The organism is Methylobacterium sp. D48H (genome assembly GCF_053345715.1).
Genome location: NZ_JBKFAP010000097.1, coordinates 1 through 404 on the forward strand (window position 1 = coordinate 1; position 404 = coordinate 404).

Here is a 404-nt window from a genome sequence, read left to right on the forward strand (position 1 = left end):
CGATGAAGGCGAAGGTCACTTGGGCATCTCCGCGAAGATGCCGATGGCTTTTTTTAGCACGTCGCGCTCCATGCGCGTACGGTCGAGCTCACGCCGCAGGCGGGCGATCTCGGCGGCCTGATCGGACGGCGAGGCGACCGGGCTTGGTGGCGCACTCCCCGTCGATCCGGCCGGCCGCGGCCGGGGTAGGGCCCCGTTCAGCGTGGCGCGCCACTGCCTCAGCATCGAGGGCTGGATCCCGAGCTCGGCCGCGACCTGCATCTGTGGCCGGCCGCTGCTCTCCAGCAGGGCGACCGCTTCGCGTTTGAACTCGGGCGTGAACTCGCGTCTCGTCTTCGCCATCCGACACCTTCCCCGCTCAGCATGAGCGTATCAGAGGTGTCCGCGATGCCGAGGGAGGATCA

The 404-nt window shown here is 68.3% G+C and carries 1 pseudogene; it reads right to left on the reverse strand.

The window, feature by feature from the left end:
• Positions 1-342: pseudogene (locus ACLBX8_RS31645) on the reverse strand (transposase); the annotation flags it as partial.
• Positions 343-404 lie beyond the last annotated feature (62 nt).